23 protein-coding genes and 1 pseudogene are annotated in these 20,964 nt (G+C 28.6%); 18 read left to right on the top strand and 6 right to left on the bottom strand.

The genetic code is table 11. The annotated features are described in order from the left end of the window. The first annotated feature begins 101 nt into the window (after positions 1-101). The 13 genes and pseudogenes from CLOBL_RS22160 (at position 102) to gshAB (ending at position 11,021) form a co-directional block, all read left to right on the top strand. Positions 102-716 carry a class I SAM-dependent methyltransferase gene (locus tag CLOBL_RS22160; RefSeq protein WP_077861014.1) on the top strand — a complete coding sequence of 205 codons (615 nt, stop codon included), beginning with the start codon at positions 102-104 and terminating at the stop codon, positions 714-716. 68 nt (positions 717-784) lie between these two features. Then, positions 785-952, top strand: a pseudogene (locus CLOBL_RS28675) (DUF4440 domain-containing protein); the annotation flags it as partial. A 12-nt stretch (positions 953-964) separates the two neighbouring features. Further along, entirely contained in the window at positions 965-1,627 is a 663-nt protein-coding gene (locus CLOBL_RS22155) for a class I SAM-dependent methyltransferase (protein WP_077861013.1), read from the top strand. Positions 1,628-1,682: 55 nt separating this feature from the next. Further along, complete coding sequence (locus CLOBL_RS22150) at positions 1,683-2,363, top strand: alpha/beta fold hydrolase (RefSeq protein ID WP_242953900.1); 681 nt, start codon at positions 1,683-1,685, stop codon at positions 2,361-2,363. A 435-nt stretch (positions 2,364-2,798) separates the two neighbouring features. Further along, positions 2,799-3,323, top strand: a complete 525-nt coding sequence (locus CLOBL_RS22145) for an AAA family ATPase (protein ID WP_242953901.1) — start codon at positions 2,799-2,801, stop codon at positions 3,321-3,323. A 25-nt stretch (positions 3,324-3,348) separates the two neighbouring features. Further along, positions 3,349-3,819 carry a DUF6790 family protein gene (locus CLOBL_RS22140; protein ID WP_077861010.1) on the top strand — a complete coding sequence of 157 codons (471 nt, stop codon included), beginning with the start codon at positions 3,349-3,351 and terminating at the stop codon, positions 3,817-3,819. 509 nt (positions 3,820-4,328) lie between these two features. Beyond that, a complete protein-coding gene (locus CLOBL_RS22130) occupies positions 4,329-4,802 on the top strand; it encodes a tautomerase family protein (RefSeq protein ID WP_077861009.1) in 474 nt (157 codons plus the stop codon). Positions 4,803-5,304: 502 nt separating this feature from the next. Then, the gene (locus CLOBL_RS22125; RefSeq protein ID WP_077861008.1) at positions 5,305-5,673 is read left to right on the top strand and encodes a DUF4440 domain-containing protein; all 369 of its coding nucleotides are present in this window, start codon (positions 5,305-5,307) and stop codon (positions 5,671-5,673) included. Between the two features lie 67 nt (positions 5,674-5,740). Further along, positions 5,741-6,166, top strand: coding sequence for a C-GCAxxG-C-C family protein (locus CLOBL_RS22120; protein WP_077861007.1), 426 nt, complete (start codon positions 5,741-5,743; stop codon positions 6,164-6,166). Positions 6,167-6,195: 29 nt separating this feature from the next. After that, complete coding sequence (locus CLOBL_RS22115; RefSeq protein ID WP_077861006.1) at positions 6,196-6,657, top strand: GNAT family N-acetyltransferase; 462 nt, start codon at positions 6,196-6,198, stop codon at positions 6,655-6,657. A gap of 347 nt (positions 6,658-7,004) precedes the next feature. After that, complete coding sequence (locus CLOBL_RS22110) at positions 7,005-7,349, top strand: metalloregulator ArsR/SmtB family transcription factor (RefSeq protein ID WP_077861005.1); 345 nt, start codon at positions 7,005-7,007, stop codon at positions 7,347-7,349. A gap of 1 nt (position 7,350) precedes the next feature. Next, positions 7,351-8,661, top strand: a complete 1,311-nt coding sequence (locus CLOBL_RS22105; RefSeq protein WP_077861004.1) for an MATE family efflux transporter — start codon at positions 7,351-7,353, stop codon at positions 8,659-8,661. A 14-nt stretch (positions 8,662-8,675) separates the two neighbouring features. Next, complete coding sequence (gene gshAB, locus CLOBL_RS22100; protein WP_077861003.1) at positions 8,676-11,021, top strand: bifunctional glutamate--cysteine ligase GshA/glutathione synthetase GshB; 2,346 nt, start codon at positions 8,676-8,678, stop codon at positions 11,019-11,021. Between the two features lie 134 nt (positions 11,022-11,155). Here gshAB and CLOBL_RS22095 read toward each other — a convergent pair whose 3' ends face one another. Beyond that, positions 11,156-11,686 (bottom strand): DUF4489 domain-containing protein, encoded by a 531-nt coding sequence (locus tag CLOBL_RS22095; protein WP_077861002.1) that lies wholly within the window; start codon positions 11,684-11,686, stop codon positions 11,156-11,158. A gap of 338 nt (positions 11,687-12,024) precedes the next feature. Here CLOBL_RS22095 and CLOBL_RS22090 point away from each other — a divergent pair, with 338 nt between their 5' ends. Continuing rightward, positions 12,025-12,684: a DUF6483 family protein gene (locus tag CLOBL_RS22090; RefSeq protein ID WP_077861001.1), complete on the top strand. Its 660-nt coding sequence runs from the start codon at positions 12,025-12,027 to the stop codon at positions 12,682-12,684. A gap of 43 nt (positions 12,685-12,727) precedes the next feature. Here the strand turns inward: CLOBL_RS22090 and CLOBL_RS22085 are convergent, their stop codons facing one another. Next, complete coding sequence (locus CLOBL_RS22085; RefSeq protein WP_077861000.1) at positions 12,728-13,189, bottom strand: threonine/serine exporter family protein; 462 nt, start codon at positions 13,187-13,189, stop codon at positions 12,728-12,730. Between the two features lie 37 nt (positions 13,190-13,226). Continuing rightward, positions 13,227-13,994: a threonine/serine exporter family protein gene (locus tag CLOBL_RS22080; protein ID WP_077860999.1), complete on the bottom strand. Its 768-nt coding sequence runs from the start codon at positions 13,992-13,994 to the stop codon at positions 13,227-13,229. Positions 13,995-14,262: 268 nt separating this feature from the next. Here CLOBL_RS22080 and glyA point away from each other — a divergent pair, with 268 nt between their 5' ends. Further along, entirely contained in the window at positions 14,263-15,498 is a 1,236-nt protein-coding gene (gene glyA, locus CLOBL_RS22075) for a serine hydroxymethyltransferase (protein WP_077860998.1), read from the top strand. Between the two features lie 236 nt (positions 15,499-15,734). After that, entirely contained in the window at positions 15,735-15,983 is a 249-nt protein-coding gene (locus tag CLOBL_RS22070; protein ID WP_077860997.1) for a hypothetical protein, read from the top strand. Between the two features lie 116 nt (positions 15,984-16,099). Here CLOBL_RS22070 and CLOBL_RS28205 read toward each other — a convergent pair whose 3' ends face one another. Next, the gene (locus CLOBL_RS28205; RefSeq protein ID WP_179117817.1) at positions 16,100-16,255 is read right to left on the bottom strand and encodes a hypothetical protein; all 156 of its coding nucleotides are present in this window, start codon (positions 16,253-16,255) and stop codon (positions 16,100-16,102) included. A 118-nt stretch (positions 16,256-16,373) separates the two neighbouring features. Further along, on the bottom strand, positions 16,374-16,865 hold the full coding sequence (locus CLOBL_RS22065; RefSeq protein ID WP_077860996.1) for a hypothetical protein: 492 nt from the start codon (positions 16,863-16,865) through the stop codon (positions 16,374-16,376). A gap of 270 nt (positions 16,866-17,135) precedes the next feature. Here CLOBL_RS22065 and CLOBL_RS22060 point away from each other — a divergent pair, with 270 nt between their 5' ends. Next, positions 17,136-17,579, top strand: coding sequence for a DUF5673 domain-containing protein (locus CLOBL_RS22060; RefSeq protein ID WP_077860995.1), 444 nt, complete (start codon positions 17,136-17,138; stop codon positions 17,577-17,579). A 210-nt stretch (positions 17,580-17,789) separates the two neighbouring features. Then, positions 17,790-19,973, top strand: coding sequence for a DNA topoisomerase III (locus tag CLOBL_RS22055; RefSeq protein ID WP_077860994.1), 2,184 nt, complete (start codon positions 17,790-17,792; stop codon positions 19,971-19,973). Positions 19,974-20,043: 70 nt separating this feature from the next. On the opposite strand, the gene CLOBL_RS22050 is transcribed toward CLOBL_RS22055, so the two are convergent. Continuing rightward, positions 20,044-20,886, bottom strand: a complete 843-nt coding sequence (locus CLOBL_RS22050) for an SDR family oxidoreductase (RefSeq protein ID WP_077860993.1) — start codon at positions 20,884-20,886, stop codon at positions 20,044-20,046. Positions 20,887-20,964: the final 78 nt, after the last annotated feature.

Raw genomic sequence — 20,964 nt, 5'->3', positions numbered from 1 at the left:
GAATAATCAACTATGGATTTTTTATTAGTTCAATTTCATTTTACAACAGGTCAATAAAAAATGATGTAGAATAATGAATTAAAAAAAGAGGAGTTAGCATTATGAATTTTGATATACAGTCCATAACATGGGATGATGAAAGAAGAAAGAACAGAGCTAAATTAATTGCAGAAGAAATAAGTAAATCAATTCAGATAGAAAAGCAGTATACTGCACTTGAATTCGGTTGTGGCACAGGACTTATAAGTTTTTGTCTTAATGATAAATTTGAAATGATAACTCTTGTTGATACGTCAAAAGGTATGATTGATGTATTGAACTCTAAGATAGAATCATTTGAAATAGATAATATGAAGGCGTATCAAATAGATATAAATGAAAATCATACTTTGTCAGGGGATAGCTATGATGTAATATATACGTCTATGGCTTTACATCATATTATTGATACAGAAGCAACGATAAAGAATTTATATAAATTACTAAAGTCAGATGGTTATTTATGTATTATTGATTTAGATGAAGAAGATGGAAGTTTCCATAAAGAAGAAAAAGATTTTAATGGGCATAATGGATTTAATCAGAATGATCTCAAAAATGTATTATTAAAAGCAGGATTTAAGGGAGTAGAGTCTACTACTTTTTATGAAGATGAAAAAGTTGTAGAAGAGATAAAAGTGAAGTATTCATTATTTTTGATGACAGGAAGAAAATAATAATAATGGATAAGGTGTTTATTTTATATAAATAATAAGTATATATAGAGATTACATTATTAGTAAGAAATGATTGTGTATTAGTAACCTACAAATTAATAAAACATAGTGAATTAAATGAAAATAAAAAATATTCACTTCGTAGCTCTATATGGAAGCGCTTTGAAGGTAAGTGGAAAATGATTTTTCATCAAGGAACGCAACCTCGAAAATTTAGAAGAAATATTGCATTGTGAGGGGGATTAAATATGATTGAATCAAAAGCTTGGGATTGGAGTAAAAATGAAGATGACCAGTGGCTAAATCCTTCAATAGAAGCATTTTATTTAGCTGAATCCTGGAAATCAAAATGTTTTAATAAGTTTCTTGATTTAGGATGTGGATTAGGAAGACATTCAATATTTTTTGCACAGAAAGGATATGAAGTAACTTCTGTAGATTTATCTGAGTATGCTGTAAATCACGTGAAAAATTGGTCTGATAAAGAGAAATTGAATATTAAGACAAAAGTATGTGATATGGTTAATTTACCATTTGAAAATAATACATTTGATTGTGTAATAGCTTATAATGTCATTTATCATACTGATACACAGGGATTCCTTAAATCCCTCGAAGAAATAAAGAGAGTATTAAAAAGTAATGGAGAATTATTTATTACTTTAATTTCAAAAAATACTTGGTCATATCAAAGATCAGATCAGTACAAGTGTATAGATAGTAATACTATTTTGAGAGATGAACATGATACAGAGCGAGATGTACCTCATTTTTATGTTGATATTGATGATATAAGAAAATACTTTTCTGACTTTGATTTTATAAAAGCACCTGTTGAGCAAACAGAATATAGTATAAAAAATACAGAGTATTGCTCAAAACACTTTAATTTGATTGTCAGAAAAAAGTAGAATAGAAGGCAAAATATTTTATAAAATACTAAAGCCTTATAGAATGGAGCGAATAATGATGAAAATAAAAAGAGAGACAATATATGCTAACGGAATTAATATTCCAAGTATTATTTTAATACCTTCCAATTCAATTGGAGTTGCAGTAATAACACATGGGTATGGTGGATGTAAAGAGGAGCAACTTGGTTTAGCTTATCGTGTAGCTGAGCTTGGTATAACAACTTGTGTTATTGATTTGAGAGGTCATGGTGAAAACACTAATTTATTTGATGGAAACATATTGTTGGATATTGAAGAAGTTATTAAATATTGGCGTAACTGTGGGCAAAAAGTAGTAGCTATTGGTCATTCTTTAGGAGGCAGATTATCATTAATAAGTAATGCTGATTATGCAGTAGGAATATCACCTGCATTGGATAGGAATTTTAGTGAGAAGACCCAAGAAATTTTGAATAATATGAGAGGGTATAGAGTAAAAGAATCAGCGGATGAAAATTTATTTAAAGTTATTGAAATGATACCAATATTAGACAATGATAATAGTAAAAATAAAATGATTATATATGGTTCAAGAGATGTACCTGAAATAATAAATTCATCTTTTAATCTTAAAGAAACTGGATTATTAGTTAAAGAAGTTAAAAATGCTCTTCATAATGACATTTTTACACTTGAAGATACTATTCAATATTTGATTGGACAATTTAATATTTGGTTTGATATTAATAAATAGATTTGTGCAAGTAATGGATTTTAATATTCAAGAGAATCGGAAAAATATAGTAAAGTGGAGCAAATTAGCAAAGGAAATATAAGAGACAAGAAAGTATTTGATAAAGTGATGAAATTATTGGGGCTTGATTAGTAAAAAAAGTTATCGAAGAGTGTATAACATAGTTATTAGTAAGATTATTAATAGTGGTAAATCAATAAAGATAGGTGAATATAAAAAAGGTATAGGATATTTCCACAGTATAAAGTTGAAATCTCAAACAGGTAATAAGATTAAAGAAGGCTATGATATATTATGGCTTGAACCTAACGATTGTATTAAGTGATCGTTTTTTTAGAACATTACGCTTGGTAGTATTAGAGGCTTCAAAACAACGATATTAAGTTGGAATTCTTTAAAAAGAATTAGTAACGGAGGGGATGACTTGTGATAATAATGATAAATGGTGCATTTGGTGTTGGTAAGACATCAGTAGCGAACTGCTTAGTAAAAAACATTAAAAATAGTATGATTTATGATCCAGAAGCAGTAGGATTATTACTACGAAATATTATCCCAATCGAAATTATGCAAGATGAAGAAAAAACAGGTGATTTTCAAGATTTTAGTTTATGGAAAAAGACTGTAGTAATTATGGCTAAGGAAATTAAACAACAATATAATAGACATCTAATTATTCCAATGACTATAAGGAAAGTTGATTACTTTAAATATATTTTCAGTGGTTTTAAGAAAATTGATAATGACATATATCATTTTTGCTTGACAGCACCACTTAATACTATACATTCAAGACTAAGTCAAAGAGGAGAAAAACCTAATAGTTGGGCTTTTTTGCAAACAGAAAAATGTCTTAATGCTTATGAAAATTATGATTTCAGTGAATATATAGATACTCAAAATATAAGTATTAAAGAAATAACTCAAATTATTATAAACAAAATACGTAAAGAATTTTAAAATTTAGTTTGGAGAGAAAAGATAAATGAAAAAAATAGGTTTGTATGAAATATCAGTAATTGTATTTTTTCTTTTACTCCCTATAATTGGAGTGATTGCTGATGTTTTTATTTTAAAATTTGAAGTTAATATATTTAGTTTGATGTTTAAGTGGTTTGTTTTTTCAGGTGTAGGATTACGTTTGATGTCAGCAGGATTAAAGCAGGCAATCAATCCTTCATTTACAGCAAAAGAAATATTTAAAGTTAATGAAGAAAGATGTTTTGTTATTGTTAGAGAAATTGGCTTTGCAAATATAAGCTTTGGTTCAATTGGTATATTTTCATTCTTTTATCCAGAGTTTCGATTAGCTGCCGCAATAGCAGGTGGTTTATACTTTGGACTTGCAGGATGTTTACATTTCTTTAATAAAAATAGAAGCAGAGACGAAGTATTTGCAATGATTTCTGATTATTTTATATTTTTTGTGTTGATGATCCTAATAATATTAACTTAATAAATATATATTGACTTTCTATATATTTGGCAATATAATGTAAAAAAACAAAAAATTAAATTTGATGAAGAGAAAGAGTAAGTATAAGAACTAAGCTAAAGTGAATTTGGGATAGTGGAAGCCAAATTCTATAGATTATATTGAATGGGTCTCGGAGATGTGATGTGAAATAATAGTAGCAGTAAATCGATAGTCCGCCGTTACAGGGACAGGGTATCGAGTAATATCTGTACCTGAAAGAAAGCTGATTTTATATTAAGGTGGTATAGCAGAATATTCATTTTGCCCTTGTTGGGGTGAAGTGTTTTTTTATTTTATAGAGTTTTTGGCTGATACATATTTTAATATAAGAAATAAATATGGGTGGCGCATGGTCACTTTGTCCCATATAGGGATGAAGTGGCTTTTTTGCTTTTAAAATTATTTATATGAGAGGGCGAGAGATATGTAAATCAATAAATTTAAGATAATAACTATTTTTAAAATATAAAAACCAGGAGGTAATTAGAATGGGACAAATTAAAATTTATGGTCTAAAAGATAATTTAAACAGTATTAAAGGATGGTTGTCAGATATTATTCAATCTTGTGAAGTAGAAGCTTTTCAGTATCCAAAGGAAAAGAGATTTCATAGATTTTTTCCTTTAGACAAGGAATATTTTTATTTTCCAAATGATAGAACAGAAAAATATATAATAATTAAAATTAGTATATTTGAGGGAAGAAGTGTTGAAGCAAAGAAAAAACTAATAGGACTTTTATTTGAGAGGATACAAAATGAGTTAGAGATATTGCCTAATGATGTTGAAATAACAATTTTTGAAACTCCTAAGTGCAATTGGGGAATAAGAGGATTACCAGGAGATGAAGTAGGATTGAATTATAAAGAGAACTTTGCTACTCCATTAGCGAGCAGATTAGGAGTTAAGATAGCAATTAGTGAGAAACAATTAATTTCGTTAAAGTTTTGCGATTTCATATAATAAAGCACGATGAAAAAACAGAAAGTAAGTGGAAATAAAAAAGCAAATGGTATAATATAAAATTATGGATTATTTTGAAATAAATATAAATGATTATAAAGAATGTTATAATCTAATACTTTTATTAATAGATTGATATTACCTTAATAGTAAAGTAGATATAATTAATCTTTAACTATATCTTAGAAATATAAAAATATATAACCACTTAAATGGGAAAATATAAAAATATTTATTTATTTTTATAGGTTCATATAAAAATATGAACATTTAAAAATATATTTAAATATTTCTATGTAAATTTGTTTATAGAAATATATTTATCTAGGAACATACATATAAAGAAACATATTTTTATATAAAAATATGTAAATATATAAATATTTATAGAAAACATGCGCCTTGAGAGGAGTAAGGGAAAATTTAAATATTTTTAATTAATGGAGAAAAATTTACTTTTAATTTTTATAAGAAAAAATATTTACTAAGGTGGAGATAATAAATGGAATTGCTTAAAAATCATATATTAAAACTTGAAAATGATTTATTAAAACCTGAGATAAGACAATCTGCAGAAAGGACAAGTGAATTGTTAATAGATGGCTTTACAGAGTTTACAAGTTCAGGATATATATATAATTACAATATAGGACAAGCAATAGATGAATATATTAATGTACAAGATATGTATTGGGAGATAACAGACTTTAAAATAGATCAACTCAGTAACGACTGTGTATTAGCAACATATAGATTAATAAAGCATAATGAATTGAATGAAAACAAAAAGTATTCACTGCGTAGTTCTGTATGGAAGTGCTTTGAGGGTAAGTGGAAAATGATTTTCCATCAAGGAACAATAACTGCTTAATTATAATTGAGATATGATTTTCAATTATAATTTATATAATAAATATAGTTGTATTGGAGGATTCATAATGAACATAAACAGAGATATAATTAATGAAAGGGTTAATAAATATTATTGGGAAGATGATTTAAATTGCGCTACAACAGTATTAAAAACTTTAGGAAGTATCTATAAGATAGAATTAGAATCTCAAATAATAGATTCTGCTATTGGAATGCATGGTGCAGGAAAGTTTGGAGCTCAATGTGGATTAGTAGAAGGAGCTTTAATGTTCATAGGTATTTGGGGTAGAAAACTTAGATGTGATAATAAAAGGATCGTAGAATATTGTTACAATTTTGCAGATAACTTTCAAAGTAATTTTGGAAGTTTAATTTGTAGAGAATTAAGACCTCAGGGATTTAATAAAGATAACCCCCCACATCTATGTGAAGAAGTGACTAAAAAAGCAATTGAATTTACATGTAATTATATTGATAATACAATTTTATAAAGGTTTATATATGAGGAGAGAGTTATATAATGAATATTAACATAATTGAAAAGGATATATCTGAAATAAATATGATAAAGCCATTATGGGAGAAACTTAATTTGATTCATCTTAATAAGTCAGTTTATTTTAAAGCGAAATATAAAACATTTACTTTTGAAGAAAGAATGAAATCAATTTATGAAAAGGCACAAAAAGGGAGCATTAAACTTGAAGTGCTTTTAGATACCGCAAAAGATGAATATATTGGATATTGCTTATGTTCAATTGAAGATACTTTTGGAGAAATAGAATCTATTTTCATAGAAGAGCAATATCGTAAACTTGGATTAGGAGACAAGCTAATGAATAATGCTTTGAAATGGTTTGAATCTAATGGAATAGTAAAAATTGAAATCAATGTTGTTTATGCAAATGATGAAGCTCTACCATTTTATAACAAACATGGATTCTTCATTGGAAATTATATTTTAAGAAGGGAAATTAAATAGTAAGATATAAAGTTGAATGATGATATTTTCACGATGTAATAGAAATATAACAAAATTAAAATAGAAATAGATCTCAAGTTTTTTAATATATGAAAGATTGAGATCTATTTTTATGTAAATAATACTAATGATCTGGATATAACTATTATAAAAAAATTTGAATTTAATTCTAATAATAAGTATAAATACATTTATAATTGTAGTTGTATAAAAATAACAAATAGATATATGTATATACGTAAAGATATTAAAATAGTAAAATAAAATAAAATTATTGACTACATATAGATGAATATCTATACTGTATACGTAGAAATAAATATGGATAATGTTGAGAGGAGTATAAGGTGAGCACAGAATATGAAGAAAATGCTAAAATACTGAAGGCTTTAAGCGATCCTAATAGACTTAATATAATAGATCTGCTTTCGTGCGGAGAGAAATGTGCGTGTGAGATATTGGAAAGTTTTAATTTTACTCAACCTACGTTATCTCATCATATGAAAGTATTAATTGATTGTGGTTTAGTTGAAGCTAGAAAGGATGGAATTTGGAATTTGTATAAATTAAATATAAATAATGCGAATCGATTGGTATTATTCTTATTAAAGCTAGTCACAGAAAAAGAAAAATGCATATGCGATAGTAAAAAATTTAATGTGCATTGTAATACAGATAATAGTAGGGGGTAATATGAATAAAACAGATTTGACCGAAGGAAAAACTTTAAAAGTATTGACAACCTTATCTGTTCCTATAATGGGAAGTTCTTTATTACAATTTACATATAATTTAGTTGATATGTTATGGGTTGGCGGCCTTGGGAGTGGTGCTATTGCCAGTGTCGGATCTGCAAGTTTTTATATGGGACTTGGCTATTCAATAAATTCCTTAGTTGTTATTGGTACTGGAATAAAAGTTGCTCATGCTATTGGAAAAAAAGATGATAATGAAGTTAAAGAATATATTAATGCGGGGCTTTTAATAAATACAATAATGGCGATTTTATTTGCATCAGTATTGATTTTAAGTGGAAGAAGTCTAATAGATTTTTTGCATATTGATAATCCAAGTGTTGCAAGAGACTCTTATCTATTTTTAGCTGTAAGTGGACCAACTATGTTTTTTACTTTTTATAATCTGCTTTATGCAAGAATACTTGGAAGCTTTGGAAATAACAAATTACCATTTAATATTAACTCAATAGGTGTGGTTGCAAATATTATATTAGATCCGATTTTTATTTATGTATTCAAGTTTGGAGTGATTGGAGCAGCAATTGCAACAATGCTGGCTAATATTATAATGTTTTTGCTATATTTGTCTAAATCATCGGATATACTTAAATATAATCTAAAAACAAAAATATACTATGAACAAATAAAAGAAATAATAGTTTTAGGATTTCCAATGGCACTTCAAAGAATTTTATTTACTATAATAAATATATTCATTGCACGAATTATTGCGATATTCGGCTCAGATGCTATTGCAGCTCAAAAAATAGGATTACAAATTGAATCAATTACCTATATGGTTATAGGCGGGCTGCATGGTGCAATAGCGGCTTTTACAGGTCAGAACTTTGGTGCAAAAAAGTATGACAGAATAAAAGAAGGATATAATACAGCAATACGAATTGGTGCGATATATTCGCTTATAATGGCATTTTTATTTATGTTTTTTAATGTTCCATTTATTAAATTATTTGTTAGAGATGAAAATACCATAGTTATTGCAAAAGCTTACTTACAAGCAGTAGCTTTTTCGCAGATTTTTAGTACTATTGAAACAGTGTCAAACGGTCTATTCACTGGAATTGGCAAGCCTAAAATTTCTTCAATTATAAGTATAATATTTACAGGTTTACGTATTCCAATGTCATTAGCTTTAATTAAGCCTTTTGGGCTTACTGGTATTTGGATGAGCATTTCATTATCAAGCATACTTAAGGGGATTACAGCTTATTTATTATATATAATTCAAGTAAAAAGAAAATATTAACAGGGGGACAATTCATGTTAAACGAACTTAAAGAATTATTTACGCCTTATGAATTATTAAAAGGAAATTATGGGATTGAAAGAGAAAGTTTAAGAGTAAATGATAATGGAGAATTATCAGAAAAAAATCATCCGGAAATATTTGGTGATAAAGTTGAAAATTCATATATAACTACAGATTTTGCAGAAAGCCAAGTTGAGGTTGTAACACCACCTTTTACAAATGTGGAAAATGTCTATAATTTTTCAAATGCACTTTATGATATTGTTGCAATGGAAATTGGAGATGAGTATTTATGGCCGCAATCAATGCCAGGTATAGTCCCTGCAGATGATAAAATTAGAATTGCAGAGTATGGTGAAAGTAGTAAGGGTACGGCAGCCAGATTATATAGAGAAAGTTTAATTGAAAGATATGGTGGTAAAAAACAAATTATTTGTGGTATACATTATAATTTTTCTTTTAGTGATGAATTCTTAGTAAAATTATATAATAGTAAAAAATTTAATAAATTTTTATTTAAAGGAAACTGTGGTAAGCAGAATATTAGTTACAAAGAATTTAAAAATAACATTTATTTAAAAATAGCAAGGAATTACTTGCGTTATAGATGGTTTATAATATATTTATTAGGTGCGAGTGGTGTTGTAGATAAGAGCTATGTTGGTAAATGCTTAAAGTCATCTACACAAATTGCGCAAGATAGTTTTTCAAATGAAGGAGCTTTATCTTATAGAAACAGCGAATGTGGTTATAAGAATAAAATTGATTTATATCCAAATTATGATTCCGTTGAAAGTTACATCGAAAGCTTAAAAGAGTTTATAAGCGACAAACTTATAGATAGTTACAAAGAATTATATAGCTGTATAAGACCTAAACCAGCTGATCCAGATGATTTCTTTAGCTCACTTAGTGGTGATGGAATTAAATATTTAGAGTACAGAAGCATTGATATAAATCCATTTGAAAAAGGAGGAATAAGTCTAAATGACTTATATTTTCTTCAAATATTCAATTTATTCTTATTAATAAATGATGAAAATGATTATGATAAGTGGCAGGAAGAAGGAAATGAGAATCAAAGAATTATTTCAAAGCTTGGTCAAAATGATATTATGTTAAAGAAAAATGGAGTTCCAATTCCAAAGAAACAGTGGGGATTAGAAATATTAGAAAAAATTAAAAATATAAACAATGAACTTAAGCTTGATAAAGAAGAAATTATAAATCTAATGATTGAAAAAATAAAAGATAATAAGTTGACCTATGCATATAAGATTGAGCAAAAGGTTAAAGAAGAAGGGTATATTAATGCTCATTTGAATTTAGCAAAGAAGTATAAGAAAAGTGCTTATGATAATAGATTTAAGTTGCAAGGATACGAAGCATTAGAGTTATCTACTCAAATTTTAATGAAGGATGCAATAAAAAGAGGTATTAAGGTTGAGGTTTTAGATAAAACAGAAAATTTTATTTCTCTAAAAAAGAATAATAAAATAGAATATGTAAAGCAGGCAACAAAAACTTCAAAGGATAACTATGTAACAGTTTTAATTATGGAAAATAAAAGTGTTACTAAAAAGGTATTATCGGAAAATAAAATTAAAGTTCCACAAGGAATAGAAGTAAATTCTATGAATGAAGCTTTAAATGTAATAAAGGATTTTGTAAATATTCCAATAGTAATAAAGCCTAAATCGACTAACTTTGGCTTAGGAATAAGTATTTTTAAAGATGGAACAGATGAGAAAAGTATACAAAAAGCCTTTGAAATTGCTTTTAAACATGATAATACAGTTCTTATTGAGGAATTTGTAAAAGGAAAAGAATATCGCTTTTTAGTTATAGATGATAAAGTTGTAGGAATACTTCACAGAGTTCCAGCCAACGTTAAAGGAAATGGCATAAATTCTATTACAGAACTTGTAGAAGTAAAAAATCAAGATCCTCTTCGAGGATACCATTATGTTACTCCTCTTGAAAAAATAATATTAGATGAGAATGCTGAGCTATTTTTAAGACAGCAGAATAAAGATTTTAATTATGTTCCTAAAAAGGATGAAGTAGTTTACTTAAGGGAAAATTCCAATATAAGTACTGGAGGAGACAGCGTAGATTACACTGATGATATTCCAGAAAAGTTTAAAAAGATAGCTGTTCAAGCGGCTAAAGCTGTTAATGCTAGAATTTGCGGTGTAGACATGATGTTAGAGGATTATTCTGATGAAAATTCAAACTATGCAATAATTGAACTTAATTTTAATCCTGCAATCCATATTCATTGCTATCCATATAAAGGCGCCGAAAGAAAAATTGGGGCTGAGGTATTAAAAGTGCTTGGATTTTTAGAAGGCTAAATAATAAAGTAGGTCGATGAGTAATTGAAAGTTTATTCATCGGCTTGTTTCAAAGCTAAGTATAATAAAACAACATAGAAAATCAAGAGAAGCTCTATAAATAGAGCTCCCTGTAATATAATTACTTACTATTATTATAGAGTTTCAACAGCTAAAGCTGATAATGTTGCGTTAGTTATAGTCAAACCAGCTGTCTCAGCAATCAAGCTACTTGGTTCAAGCTGAACTGTATAAGTTACATTTCCGCATGCTGGATTGCAATCGCAATATTGGAAAGCAAATGATTCAGATTCCAAAACGCTTGCTATTTCAGAGAAAGTATGAGTTCCACCTACTGGTTGAGGTGCTCCATCTGCAAGACTCTTAATTATAATAAAGTTTAATGTTACAGCAACAGTTGCTGGTAAACAGATTAAGCTAGTAAAAGTTAAAAGAACTTTAGGATTGCACATGCAAGTAGTATCAACTGATACGCTAGCTACAGGAATAGGTCTAGATAATGGTGTTGAAATTATAGGCATTGGTCCAATTCCACCACATCCAACATTTAATATAGCTCTGCCAGGTTCTTGAGGAGCACAACCATACCCACAGCCACATGATGGATAATAAGGGCGATTATCAGAATATTCATAACCGCGTTCGTTTTCACATAAAATGTTCATAATATACCTCCATACTATCATAAGTTTATCAAAGTTTTCTCCGTATAATTGAGTTATAAGAGATTCTTTTTATAGTATATTGTATGAAAAATATATAAAAGTGTGCTGTATAAGATCTTTTGATAAATATATAAATTTTGTATGGAATATTTTATAATTATTTATTATAATCTGATGGTAAATGTAAATATTAATTAAATTAATAAAGTTATATCTGTTATAGATAGATCCAGTACAAAGTTGTAAATTTTTAATATAATAAAAGTTAGGTTAAAATGAAATAGAGTTTAGATTTTAAACATAATCATGCAAGACAAAGGTGAGGTGTAGATACTAAGATGATAAAGAATGATCACGTTAGAGAAATAGAAAACAATTTAAGATTAGTTAAGGAAGAAGTTAATAAAGATATATTTGATGGAAATTTAGAAGAAGCTAAAGAAAAAGTAAATAAGCAGCTAAGAAGATTAGTTGGACTAGATATGGGGACTGTAGATGTATTCTCCTTTGATAGTATAGCAGCACTTATAAGCAAGGAAATGCAATATAATGCTGAAAAGTTTATAGCTTTTGGAAGTCTTATGAAGCTAAAAGGATTAATAAGTGATAAAGAGGATAATCAAAATGCAAAACTTCAGTACTATGAAAAATCTCTAGAAGGTTTTTATAAGGCCTATATAGAAGATGATGAATTGACTGCTAAATATTTAGATGAGGCAGTAGAAGTAGCAGATGAACTTAGTAATTATGAACTTTCTCTTGATATTGATAAGAAGAGCTTAAAAATATATGAGTATTCTAAAAAATTTGATAAAGCTGAAGACACCTTATTTTATATGCTTAGAAAGACTGATAATGATGGCAGTGTTATACTTGAAGGAATGAAATTTTATAATAGACTTAAGGAAGTTGACCACGATGAACTAAAAGAAGGTAATCTGCCTATTGAAGAAGTTGAAGATGGGATATCAGAGCTTGAAAGAAGATTAGGGTTATAAATAGATAAATTAATAATAGCTAGTATTAAAGTCAACTTTAATACTAGCTATTATTTTGTTTTCCAAATAATTTTTGCCTAACTTTTTTTAGATTTGTAACTTGTCTTGTTATTGTAGATACGAAAATTACTCCTAATGATAAAGTTCCTGCACTATAAATTGTATCTAATCCAAGAGCTACAGCACCATGTATATTTCCTCGAATTGTTTCATACATGGTATAATACATACCGGACCCAGGAACTAATGGGATAAGAGCACAGACAACTAAAGTTGTTACAGGTGTTTTTAGATATCGTGCACAGATTTCTGAATATATACTAAAAATTATAGAAGATATAAACATGGATAAGATATTGCTTATTTTATTTTCAACTAAAAATAAATAGCAAAACCAGCTTAAGCCCCCACCAAGTGCTGCAAAAATTAATTTTTTTCCTCTTATATTAAAAATTATACCAAATCCCAAAGATGCAAAAATTGAAACTATAATTTGTTCAGTCATATAATCCTCCTGCAATTATAAGAAATATTGTAACTAATTACATAGAAATACCTAAGCTTGTTATTAAGATACTTAAGATAGCTCCAGTTCCAACTGCTATTGATACAGCTACTAAAAAAGCTTCTGAAGCTTTTGTGATGCCAGATAAAAAATCACCTGCTATAGTATCTCTAATAGCATTTGTAATTGTAAGTCCTGGTACAAGAAGCATAATCGCGCCTATAATTGTTTTATCCAGATTAGAGCATAAATTAAGTTTTATTGCTATAGCAGCTAAAAATGCACATAAGCCACCACAAACGCTATTTACAAAGAATTCGTTTATATCTAACCGTCCGAAGATAATTTCTCCTATTTTAATAACTGCACCTATAAAGGTCGCAACAAAAAAATCTTTTATATCCCCACCAAACATGATTGAAAAGCAGCCGGCAGCGATAGAAGACCAAAGTAAAGTAACTAAAAATGAATATCTAGTGCTTTTAGATATTTTAACAAGCTCTTCATAAAAGTCATAAATAGGAATATTTTCTCTTTGAATTTTTCTAGAAAGATCATTAATACGGTCTATCTTGTTTAAGTCTACACCTCTTGAAGTAATTCTTTTAACAAGTGTCGCAACTTCATCATTATAAGTAACTGTAACAATTATTCCTGTTGGTATTACAAAACTATCTGCTGTATGAGCACCAAAGGAAGTGCATATTCTACTTATTGTTTCTTCAACTCTATAAGTCTCAGCACCACTTTCTAACATTATTTTTCCGGCCAGCGTTGATACTTTAAGTAATTTATTTAAATCCATAGTTTTTTCTCCAATAATTATTTTATCAACTGCATTATAGCATATAATAAAAATTTCTTATATAATAAAATTTTTTGTTCTTTAATGTAAATTAATTATATGTAAAATTATGCTCAGCGCAAGTATCAAAACAGTAAATATAGAAGTGTAAATATTATATAAAATAAAAAAATAATACTAATAATATCAGAAATACTCAAAAAATAGTTGATTAATATAGTAAGAAATCTTATAATTTGAATATAAAAATTATGTTGGGGTGATAAAAATGAATTTTGAAAATATTCAAAAAGAAGACAAAGAAATTTACGATCTAATTGAAAAAGAATTAAAAAGGCAGCAAAAAGGTATAGAATTAATAGCATCAGAAAATATTGTAAGCCCAGCTGTTATGGAAGCTATGGGATCTTATTTAACTAATAAATATGCTGAAGGATATCCAGGTAAAAGATATTATGGCGGATGTTACGTTGTTGATGAGATAGAACAGATAGCAATTGATAGAGCTAAGAAACTATTTGGTGCAGAACATGCTAATGTTCAGCCTCATTCAGGTTCTCAAGCAAACATGGCTGTTTATTTTACTGTACTTGAACCAGGAGATACTGTTCTTGGCATGGATTTAAGCCATGGGGGACATTTAACTCATGGTTCACCAGTTAACTTTTCAGGAAAATTGTTTAACTTTGTATCATATGGAGTTGATAAGGAAACTGAAATGATAGATTATGAAAATGTAAGAAAAATTGCTAAAGAAGCAAAACCTAAACTTATAGTTGCTGGTGCAAGTGCATATGGAAGAATTATAGATTTTGCAAAATTCAGAGAAATAGCTGATGAAGTTGGCGCTTTACTTATGGTAGATATGGCTCACATTGCAGGACTTGTTGCTGCAGGAGTGCATCCATCACCAATACCATATTGTGATTTTGTCACTACAACAACACATAAGACTCTAAGAGGTCCAAGAGGGGGATTGATTCTTTGTAAAGAAAAATATGCTAAAGATTTAAACAAAAATATATTCCCTGGTATACAAGGAGGCCCATTAGAACATATTATAGCTGCAAAAGCTGTATGTTTTAAGGAAGCTTTAGAGCCAAGTTTTAAAGAATATGGAAAAAATATAGTTGAAAACTGTAAAGAACTTGCAAGCGCATTAATTTCAAAAGGATTTAAAATTGTTTCAGGTGGAACAGATAATCATGTGTTCCTAGTTGATTTAAATAACAAAGATATAACTGGAAAAGAAGCAGAAACCTTATTGGATTCAGTAGGTATAACTGTTAATAAAAATACAGTACCAAACGAAACAAGAAGTCCGTTTGTAACTTCTGGAATTAGAATAGGTACAGCTGCAATTACCACAAGAGGTTTTGTAAAAGAAGATATGTTAGAAATAGCTTCAATTATTTCTGATGCAATAGATAAAAGAGAGGGAGATTTATCAGAACTTAAGGCTAGAGTAGAAGCTTTATGTGATAAACATCCATTATATAAATAAATATATTTTAAGAGGCTTCATAAACAATTATGAAGCCTCTTAATTATTATGTATATGTTGAAATTAATTTTATGCATTCTGCATTTGGATATTTTCTTAGCCCCTATAAATTCACTGAAATGTAATTTTATTATTGCACATATAGAGGATATTAAATAATTTATATTGAACATTTTAGGGTTTTTAGGAATATCATGAATTAAGAAGTAAGAAGGTTTTATAGGAGGCTTATATAAATGAATCCCTATCAATTAATTGTTTCGGTTCAACAGAAAATGCAGCAGGATCCTGAATTTTCTAATAGGTTTAATAAGGCAGTTTCTGATTTAAACAGGGTGCCAGGACTTCAGCAAAAAGTAATTCAAATTGCCCAGCTCAGCAGTGAAGAACAAAGACAAGAAGCTATGGACAAACTCCCTAAAGATGCAAAACATGCAGTGAAAAAAATATTATCATTACTAGATGATTATAATCTATATAATTAATAAAATTCGTCTATAATTTTAATACTAATATACATTCTTTAGTTCTTCAAAAATGAAGGGAGGTTCTCTTATAAAATATCTATAAGAAAACCTCCCTTCATTTTTGAAAAATTTAGTTAGAACCCTCTCTTGTCTGCTTCTATTCCACTCTCATTTTTTGCAGGTTTTTCTATAGTTGTATTAAAGCTGCTTTTGGCATGTTGATTTTGAGTTTTGTTTCCATTTCTTAAATAGTTAGATTCTGAATAATCTTTATTGTTATTATTTTGCATAAAACCATCTCCTTTTAAATTATACGTATATAGTATTTCTATATAATAAAAATTTACTAATGGTAAATTCAGTATTATTAAGAGAGTATTATATAAATTAAAGAAGTAATTCGTCTGTCTATAATATTGTAAGTAGAATAAATAGTACATTCCAAAAAAACAAATGCATTGATAAGGTAATAAAAAAACAAAGAAGAACGCGCTGCTTGGCAGTAAAAGAAGGTTCTACGCTTATTCTAATTAAAAAATATAATCCTATTAGAGTAAAGAGAGCAGCACATACACTATTGTATGAAAATATAAAAATAAGTAAAATTAGTCCTAAAAATATAAAATTCCAATTTGGCATATATTTAACTGTTACATATTTCATACCTGAGCCCAAATACATACCATTAATGGCAATATCAGCTTCTTTGTCTATAGTGACTAAAATAGCAGCTTTATTACCAAGATTAAAGGCTGTTTCTCTCGTTATTCCAAAAGTTTTTGACGGTTCAAGTTTTATGGGAATAGAATTTATTAGCAATTCTTTCTTTAAGAATTTAGTAGTAAATTCTATGTTATAAGTTATATTATCTATAGTAGTTGTCCAAGTTTTTCTTCTCATATAATCCCTCCCTTGCATCTAAATAATTTTTATTGAAATAGATTATATATCTATATATATATACAATAAGATGATAAATAGAATTGTATAAAAGGATATATAATATAATGGCGAAAATATATAGATAAAATTATTAATTTACAAAATAATAATTTATTAAAGAAAATTTATACAAAATATGATATAATAAGATGTTTTTAAGGTTAGGAATATAAAAGAAAAATAGGTAAAAAATAATTTATAATCTATAATAATTAAGGAGAGATAAAGATGAATACATCTACAATGTTTTTATTTATTATTATATTTGCGGTAGATATACTACTCATTGTAAAGGATATAAGAAGTAAATTGATAGTTAGGGGTAGCAAAAAATTTAAGGTTATAATACCAGTTATGATAGTAGTATTTATTATAATGACTCTTAAGAATTCTAGCTTTGGAACTGAAAATGTTATAGTATGCATTTGTATATTACCACTTGCATTCGTTGGTAATAAAACAGGTATAACAGAGAAAGGACTTTTATTTAATTCATATGTAACTCCTTGGGATAAAGTTGAAAATTATTCTTTAAAAGAAGAAGGAGAAAAATATGTACTTTCTTTTAAAACAAATGTTGGAATGAAAAAAATATTCTTTAAACTTGAACATAAAGATGAGGTCAAAAAGTATTTATCCGGAATAAAAAAATTAAAATATGTTATATCATAACTTTAGGTGCTGAAGGAATAAAGAGTTGCCGTGAAATAATTTTCTAGGTAACTCTTTATGTTTTAAAAAAGTATAGGGCTTTTAATGTAAACTTATATGATATAATTGATACATTAATACATAAATATAATTGACGTTAGAAAAAGGCACAGTTAAAATAATATGTTTAATTATTATTTTAACTGTGCCAAGGAGAGGAAGAGAAACAAAATGAGTAAAACTCTTGTATTAGCTGAAAAGCCATCAGTGGGAAGAGATCTGGCAAAAGTTCTTAAGTGTAATCAAAATAAAGGTTCATATATAGAAGGAAGTAAATATATAGTGACTTGGGCAATGGGGCATTTGGTTGGTCTTATGGACCCAGAAGGATATGATAATAAGTATAAAGAATGGAAGATGGAGACACTTCCGATGCTTCCTAAACATATGAAGCTTACAGTATTAAAAAAAACAGGAAAACAATATAATGAAGTTAAAAAGCAATTATTAAGAAATGATGTAAGTGAAGTTATAATTGCAACAGATGCTGGTAGGGAAGGCGAGCTTGTAGCTAGATGGATTTTAGAAAAATCAGGTGTGAAAAAGCCACTTAAAAGATTGTGGATTTCATCACAAACAGAAAAAGCAATTTTGGATGGATTTAGAAACTTAAAGCCAGGAGAAGCTTATGAAAATCTTTATAGGGCTGCAGTATGCAGAGCAGAGGCAGATTGGCTTGTAGGACTTAATGTCACTAGAGCTTTAACCTGCAAATATAATGCCCAACTATCAGCAGGAAGGGTTCAATCACCAACATTAGCTATGATAGTATCAAAGGAAGATGAGATAAAAAACTTTAAACCAAAAACTTACTACACTTTAGATGGAAAAACTAAAGGCTTTAATCTATCATGGATAAATAAAGATAATAATTCACGAATATTTGATGAAGAATTTGCTAATAAAGTATCATCTAAATTAAAAAATTCAGAAGGAAAAATAGTTAATATAAGTGAAGTAAACAAAAAAAAGTTTTCTCCAGCGTTATATGATTTAACTGAACTACAAAGAGATGCAAATAAAATATGGGGATATTCTGCAAAACAAACATTAAATATAATGCAAAGACTTTATGAAAATTACAAAATATTAACTTATCCAAGGACAGACTCAAGATATGTTACTACTGATATTGTAGCTACAATTCCAGAAAGATTAAAAGCAATATCCATAGGAGAATACAGAGCAGCAGCAGAGGAATTGCTTAAAGGAAAGATAACTGGTCATAAAGGCTTTGTAGATAATTCAAAGGTTAGTGATCACCATGCTATAATTCCAACAGAAGAGAGACCGAATTTATCAATTTTATCTTCAGAAGAAAGAAAAATTTATGATTTAGTAGTTAAAAGATTTTTAAGTGTTATGCTTCCACCTTTTGAATATGTTCAAACCACAATAGAAGCAGATGTTAATGGAGAGAGGCTAATAGCTAAGGGGAAAGTTATTAAAGCTAAAGGTTGGAAAAAACTTTATGACAAATTAGATGAAGATAACAGCGAAGAAGATATTAAAGAGCAAGTATTGCCTAATGTATCTAAAGGTGACAACATTAAAATAGAAAGTGTAAATTTAAAGAAAGGTGAAACAAAACCGCCTGCTAGATTTACAGAAGCCACACTTTTATCAGCCATGGAAAACCCACATAAATTTATAAATGTTTCTAAGGAGGCAGCTAAGACCTTAGGTGAAACAGGGGGGCTTGGAACTGTTGCCACTAGAGCAGATATTATTGAAAAGTTATTCAATTCTTTTGTTATAGAAAAGAAGGGTAAGGAAATAATACCTACATCAAAGGGGAAGCAATTAATAGAGCTTGTGCCAACAGACTTAAAATCACCTCTTTTGACAGCTAAGTGGGAAAGTCAACTAGATGAAATAGCTAAAGGAAAAAGAGATGATAATTCATTTATAAGAGAGATGAAAAACTATTCAGTTGCATTAGTTGAAGATGTTAAAGGTGGAAACAGCAAATTTGTTCATGATAATAAAACTGGAAAGAAATGTCCTAATTGTGGTAAATATTTATTAGAGGTTAAAGGAAAAAATGGAATAATGAATGTTTGCCAGGATAGAGAGTGTGGATATAGAGAGAGTGTATCAAGAGTGACGAATGCAAGGTGCCCTGAATGTAAAAAGAAGCTAGAACTTAGAGGGCATGGAGAAGGTGCCATATACGTATGTCCAGGTAGCAATTGTAATTTCAGAGAAAAAGCATCTCAATTTAAGAAGAGATTTGAAGGTAATGGAAAAGTTGACAAAAGAGAAGTAAATAATATAATTAAAAAAATGAAAAAAGAAGCAGAAGCTGATATGAATAATCCTTTTGCTGATCTTCTAAAAGGTTTTAATAAATAGCTAAATAATAAGGCAGAACACAAAGTATAGTGTTCTGCCTTCATTTTATGCATATGATTATAATAGTACTTTATTTATTGGTAGTAAAATCAGTTGAGAAGGCAAGTTCTTTTTGTTCTTCTAAGACCTTAAGTCGTTCGGTAAGAGCTTTATGGATGGCATTGTAAGAATCACTTCCAAGTACAAGTCGTTTGGGTGCAGGATTTTGTTCAATGCTATTAATTATTATTTTTGCCATCATGGCAGGATCACCAATTGAAAGATTTTTGCCTTCTTCAATAAAACGCCTAGTCGCACTTGCAGGGCTTGCATCATAAGCGTCAATTTTAGGAGCTATCTTTGAACTTCCATATCTAAATTCTGTACGAGCACCACCTGGTTCCACAATTGTGATACCAATATTGAATGGTCCAACATCCTGCATAGTCGATTCAATAAAACCTTCGATTCCCCATTTGCTTGCATGATACATACATGCACCAGGATTTGTTGCTTGTCCACCATAAGAGGAAATCTGTATAATTCTACCTCCATCTTGTGCACGCAAATGTGGAAGTGCTGCACGTACTACTTGAATTGAACCAATTAGATTTGTGTTAATTTGTTGAATTATTAAATCATCAGTTAATTCTTCAGCCGAACCAAAAAGACCGTACCCAGCATTATTAATAATCACATCAATCTTCCCAAGATCAGAGAATGCTTTATTCACTACTTCATGAATAGCTGATGTATTAGTTACGTCTAGATGAGCTAGCCATAGAAGATCACCATATTTATCTTTGAGGTCATTCATAGAATCCATCTTACGTACAGTACCAGCGACACAATCACCACGTTCAAGTAATTGTTCAGTCATATGTCGACCAAATCCACTATTTACACCAGTAATAAACCAAGTTCGTTTTTTCATTTTTATTCCTTCTTTCTTAACAAAATTATAAAGATTTATTATATAACTAACCGGTTAGTTATATAATAAATCTTTATA

The organism is Clostridium sp. BL-8, assembly GCF_002006495.1.
Classification (GTDB): Bacteria; Bacillota; Clostridia; order Clostridiales; family Clostridiaceae; genus Clostridium.
Note: the sequence above shows the minus strand (reverse complement) of the source record. Positions and strands in the feature narration are given on the sequence as shown.